Source organism: Streptomyces sp. NPDC059456 (assembly GCF_042750055.1).
Classification (GTDB): domain Bacteria; phylum Actinomycetota; class Actinomycetes; order Streptomycetales; family Streptomycetaceae; genus Streptomyces.
The window spans coordinates 1-5320 of record NZ_JBHYVA010000605.1 but is presented as its reverse complement, the minus strand read 5'-3'; the positions used below and the strand labels follow the sequence as shown (position 1 = coordinate 5320).

Below are 5320 nucleotides of genomic sequence, written 5' to 3'. Positions count from 1 at the left end.
CGGCCCCGTCGTGCCGTGCGCGCCGCCGTCTGGGCGTCGCTCCCCCCGGCGCGCGCCGCGCGCTCGCGTCCCCGGCCGGTCAGCCCTCGTCCACCGCCACGAAGCGCAGCTCGGAGGTGTACACCTCGCCCCGGTCGTCGGTCAGCCAGGCCTGTTCGGGGCTCGGCAGCATCTCGGTGAACACGGCCCGGCCCCCGGGCTCCTTGCGGGCCATCCGACGGACCGCCTTGGCGAGGATGTTCACGTACACCGGGCTGTCGAAGTCCACGTAGAACGGGCGGGTCTCGGTCGCCAGCACCACGAACACGAACCGCGGCAGCCCGCGCCGCTCCCGCCACTGCCGGGCCCGGACGAACCGGCGGGCCTCGTCCTTCTCCTCGGCGAAGTCCATGTCCGACGGGGGCAGCCGCCAGGTCTCGCGGGCCACCACCAGCCGGTCCACGGTGACCCGGGGGGAGTGCTCGGCCCCGTCCGGCAGGATCTGGAACAGGTCCATCGCCAGGGTGGTCAGCACGTGCGAGAACACGTCCACGGCGGGGAACTCCGCGCCGTCGGGCAGGACCACCGCCAGCTCGCCGTCCGCCCGTTCGGTCACCGTCACGTCGGCGCTGAGCACCGTACGGGGCCGGCCCGGATCGGCGGTGAAGTCGACGAGGGCGACGTAGTAGTCCTCGGGGCGGACCAGGGAGTGCCGGATCCGCGCGGAGAGCCGGGAGCGGTGCTCCTTCGGCAGCAGCGGCATCAGCCGGGGACCGGGATGGTCCCGGTCGGTGAGCCGGTCCAGCTCGGCGGCGTCCGGATGCTGGTTGACGAACAGCGAGGCGCCCAGGGTGTTGGCCGCGACGTGCAGTTCCCCGAGGACCAGCTCGAAGTCGCCGCGCGCCACCGCCCGTTCCCCCCGGGCGGCGATCATGATGTCGGGGCTGAGGTAGCGGGCCGCGGTCCAGCCGCCGCCCGGTCCGCCGAACTGCTCGGCGACGGGCCCCGCGACGGCCTCCAGCGGCAGCCCGACCCGGCGCGCGCCCGGCGGCGGTGACAGGATCGCGTCCCAGCGCCTGCGGAACTCCTGCTGGAGCTCGGCGGACTCCGTGCGGGCGGCGCCGTGCAGGATCGGCATGCAGGCGAACCAGAACGCGGCCAGGTCGACCGGCCCCTGCGCGGCCAGCCGGCGGTACACCTCCCGGGCCCGGGCCATCACCGCGTCGGCGAGCCGTGCGGTCAGCCAGCCGGCGCTGGTCAGCAGCGGGTCCAGCGGGGCCAGGGCCTCGTGGACGGTCCGCCCGAGGGTGGCGGTCGCGGCCCGGCGGCAGTCGGAGTACACCAGGGCCCGGCAGGGCGCCGTGCCGGCCGCCTTCTCCCGTACGGCGGCGGTCTCGGTCAGGGCGACGAACCCGCCCTCCAGGTCCGTCAGCGCGGCCACCAGGGCCTGCGGCCCGTCCGCCTGCGCCACCCGGTCCCGGCCCCGCTCCAGGGCGTCCAGGTCGGCCAGGGCGGGCTCGCGCAGCGCCGCGTCCCCGACCCGGTCCAGCCAGGCCCGCAGATGCCGCTCCGGGCGGGCGTCCGCGGGGACCTCCAGCTTCCACACCACCCACCGGCGGGCGACCAGGTCGGCCAGGACCGCGGAGACGTCGACGCCCGGCAGTGCGGCCCGGATCTCCCGGGCGGGCCGGACGCCGTCGCACAGCGCGAGCACGGCTCGCGCCTCCTCGGCGAGGGCCTGGCGCGGGCGGCCCGGCACCGTCACGTCCATCCCGGACTGGCGGACGAACGGCACCCGGCGCGGCGCCACCCACTCCCGTACCCGCGGGTCGGAGTCGATCCGCGCGGCCAGGGCGTCGACGGCCCAGCTGGCGAAGTACACCTGCGACGCGGCGATCAGACCGGTGCCGGGATCGACGCGCACCCCGTCGGTGGACAGGTCCCAGCGGCCCCAGCCGACGGGTCCGAAGAACCCGATGGTGTCGTTCTTGACGCAGAACCGCTGCCAGTAGTGGGCCACCAGCTCCTCGCGCTGGCGGGGCATGCTGGTACGGCCCGCCGCGGTCGGCGTCCAGTTCAGGAACGGGGTGATCCCGGAGCCGAGGACCGGGCGGTTCTGCCAGGCCACCGCCTCCCGGAAGGCGGGCGTCCGGGCGATCTCCTGGAGCGTGTGCGCCGTCTCCACCTGGGCGTCGGCGAACAGGGCGGCGAACTCCCCCCACCGCTCGCCGGTCAGGCCCGCCGGGCCCTCGCCGGGGTCGAACTTGTCGGCGGCCGCGGCCAGCCCGTCCGGGGCCAGCCGGAGCACGCCCCGGGCCGGGAAACCCGGCCCGCGCAGGGCGAACTGGTCCCACAGCCGCCAGCGGCCGCCGGGCACGTAGGTGTCGGTCACGGCCGGCCCCTATGCCTGGAGGAAGTCGGCGTGGACGACGTCCGCGAGGTCCGCGGGGGAGGGGTAGGCGAAGACCAGTGCCACGGGCACCTCCGCCCCCAGGGCCTCCTCGAGACGCGCCGTGATCCGGAAAGCGGTCAGCGAATCGCCGCCCCATTCGTAGAAGTCGCTCTGCTCGTCGAGGTCGGCCACCCCCAGCGTCTCGCGGTAGACGGAGACGACGAGCTCGGTCAGGGCGGCGGCGGTCAACTGCGCGGTCAGGGCGGCGGTCTCGGTCACGGTCTCGTTCACGGTCATGGTCATGAGATCTCCTCGAAGAGCGAACGGGTGGGGTGGGTGGTGCGGTGAGTACGGGAGGCGGAGGCGGTGGAGGCCGTGGCCGCCGCCGCTGCCGCCGTCAGGGCCGCCGTGGTGTTGCCGCCCGAGACGACGGCGACGGAGCGGCCGGTGCCGCGGCCCGCGCGGATCGCCCCGGCCAGCGCGACCGCGCCGGAGGGCTCGGCCTCGAACCCGCGCCGCCGCAGCAGCGCGGCCGCGGCGAGGATCTCCGCGTCGGACACGGCGACCAGGTCGTCGACCCGGTCCCGGATGATCGGATAGGTCACGGCCCCCGGCTGCTGGCCGCGCAGCCCGTCGGCGACGGTGTCCCCGGGCGGCAGCCGTACGGGGTGACCCGCGGCCAGGGACCGGGCGTAGCGGGCGGAGCCGGCGGGCTCGACGCCCACCACCCGCACCGGGTGCCCGTACGCGGCGAGGCACACCCCCGCGAGCAGCCCGCCCCCGCCGGTCGGCACGTACACCGTCTCGGCGTCCGGGGCGTCCGCGAGGATCTCCAGGCCGACCGTGCCCTGCCCGGCGACCACCAGTGCGTGGTCGGAGGAGGGCACGAGGACCGCGCCCGTCTCCTCGGCCAGCTCCTGCGCCCGGGCGTCGCGTTCGGCGACGCCGCCCGGCACGCCGACGGTCCGCCCGCCCAGCGCCCGGATCAGGGCGGTCTTGGCGGGATGCGCCCCGCCGGCCAGCACCACGGTCAGCTCCGCGCCCAGCGAGGCGGCCAGCCGGGCCAGCGCGATGCCGTGGTTTCCGGAGGAGCCGGTGACGATCCGCCGGGCCCCGAGCGCCAGGACGGCATTGGCGGCCCCGCGCAGTTTGAACGACCCCCCGTACTGGAGGTGTTCCGCCTTCAGCAGCAGCCTCCAGCCGGCCCGGCGCCCTTCGGGGGCGGGCAGCCCCGGCAGCAGCGGGGTGCGCCGCACCTGGCCGGCGATCCGCACCGCGGCGGCCGCCACGTCGGCCGGGCCCGGCGGCACGTGCACGGAGCCGGCCGGGACGTGCGCCGGGGAGGCGGCGGGTGCGGCGGTCATGGCCGGCCTCCGGTCCGCGACAGGGCGCGGCGGTCGGCCTTCCCGCCGCGGGTGGTGGGCAGTTCGGCCAGCCGGGCGAACCGGCGCGGCATCAGGTGCGGGGGCAGCGTGGTGCCCAGATGGGTGCGCAGCGCGGCGTCCTTCACGTCCGCCAGGTCCCCGGTGACGTGGGCGACCAGGAACACCCGCCCCTGGGCGTCGGTGTCGGGGGTGACCACCGCCCCCGTGACCCCGGGATGGGCCAGCAGTGCGCCCTCGACCTCGGCCGGGTCCACCCGGTAGCCCCGGATCTTCACCTGCCGGTCGCGGCGCCCCAGGTACTCCAGCCCCTCCGGCCCGCGGCTCGCCAGATCGCCCGTCCGGTACATCCGCGCGCCCGGCGGGCCGAGCGGGTCGGGCACGAAGCACTCGGCCGTGCGGGCCGGCAGTCCGCGGTAGCCGCGGGCCACGCCGACCCCGCCGATGCAGACCTCCCCGACGGCCCCGTCGGGCACCGGCACCAGGCCGGCGTCCAGCAGGCGGACCACCACGCCGTCGATCGGCGTGCCCACGAGGTCGCTGACCACGTCCGGTTCGGCCGGTACGGCGAACCGGGTCGAGGTCAACGTGCACTCGGTCGGCCCGTACTGGTTGACCAGCGCGCCCGGCACCAGGGCCCGCCCGCCGGCCGTCAGGAACGGCCGCAGCGACTCCCCGCTGGACACCACCACCCGCACCCCGGCGAGCAGCCCGGACGCGTCCGGCTGCCCGGCCAGGAAGGCCAGGAACGACGGCGTCACGCTCAGCAGGGCCGTCACCCCGTGCTCGCGCACGACGGCCCCGAACTCCTCGGGCCGCAGCAGCGCCGAACGCGGCACGACCACCAGCCGCCCGCCCGCCAGCAGCGGGGCGAACGTGTCCCGCAGGGAGGCGTCATAGCCCAGGGGGGCCACTTGCAGCGCCACCGTGTCCGGACCGAGGCCGTAGTCGCGGGCGACGAAACGCAGGTACGAGTCCAGCCCGGCGTGCTCGACGAGCACGGCACTGGGCTCCCCGGTGCTCCCCGAGGTGTGGCTGACGTACGCCAGCGACCGCCCCCCGAGCGGCCCGCCGCCCCCCGGCTCCTGCTGCGCCACGCTCCCCGGACGGTCCAGCAGTACGGGAGTCCCCGCAACCGGCAGGTCCCGGAGCCCCTCCACGAGGGCCGAGGACGTCAGCAGCATGTCGGCGCCGCCGCTGCGGACCAGCGCCGCCAGCCGGGCCGGCGGCTGCTCCGGATCGAGGCCCAGGAACGCCGCCCCCGAGCGCACCACCGCGGCCGGGCCGACCACGGCGTCGACGCCGCGTTCCACGGCCACCGCGCAGACCGTCTCCGGCCGGGCGCCGCGGGCCCGCAGCACCGCCGCCAGCGCGTCGACGCGGGCGATGAGCTCCCCGTACGTCACCTCGCCGGCCGGGGTGGTCACCGCGACCCGGCCGGGCGTGCGGGCGGCGTGCGCGGCGATGTCGTCGACGAAGGTCCGCATCACGCTTCTCCGCCCAGGGCGCGGCCGGCGGCGGTCACGCCCCCCGCGCCGGGGGGGGCGGCGAGCAGCCGGCGGTAGCA

4 protein-coding genes are annotated in these 5320 nt (G+C 77.0%); all 4 read right to left on the bottom strand.

What is annotated here, in order from left to right:
- Positions 1-79: 79 nt before the first annotated feature.
- Genes ACFXA3_RS34525 through ACFXA3_RS34510 form a run of 4 tightly spaced genes read right to left on the bottom strand, consistent with a single transcriptional unit; the run spans position 80 to position 5240 of the window.
- Positions 80-2371, bottom strand: coding sequence for a lantibiotic dehydratase (locus ACFXA3_RS34525; protein ID WP_385193558.1), 2292 nt, complete (start codon positions 2369-2371; stop codon positions 80-82).
- A gap of 9 nt (positions 2372-2380) precedes the next feature.
- Positions 2381-2674 (bottom strand): acyl carrier protein, encoded by a 294-nt coding sequence (locus ACFXA3_RS34520; protein ID WP_385193554.1) that lies wholly within the window; start codon positions 2672-2674, stop codon positions 2381-2383.
- Positions 2671-3735 (bottom strand): threonine/serine dehydratase, encoded by a 1065-nt coding sequence (locus tag ACFXA3_RS34515; protein ID WP_385193551.1) that lies wholly within the window; start codon positions 3733-3735, stop codon positions 2671-2673. Before ACFXA3_RS34515 ends, ACFXA3_RS34520 begins: the two co-directional genes overlap by 4 nt.
- Complete coding sequence (locus ACFXA3_RS34510; RefSeq protein WP_385193548.1) at positions 3732-5240, bottom strand: amino acid adenylation domain-containing protein; 1509 nt, start codon at positions 5238-5240, stop codon at positions 3732-3734. Before ACFXA3_RS34510 ends, ACFXA3_RS34515 begins: the two co-directional genes overlap by 4 nt.
- Between the last annotated feature and the right edge of the window lie 80 nt (positions 5241-5320).

Bases quoted from the DNA above. Each gene is read 5' to 3' on its own strand.
- ACFXA3_RS34510 (WP_385193548.1), bottom strand. From the start codon at position 5,240: ATGCGGACCTTCGTCGACGACATCGCCGCGCACGCCGCCCGCACGCCC.
- ACFXA3_RS34515 (WP_385193551.1), bottom strand. From the start codon at position 3,735: ATGACCGCCGCACCCGCCGCCTCCCCGGCGCACGTCCCGGCCGGCTCC.
- ACFXA3_RS34520 (WP_385193554.1), bottom strand. From the start codon at position 2,674: ATGACCATGACCGTGAACGAGACCGTGACCGAGACCGCCGCCCTGACC.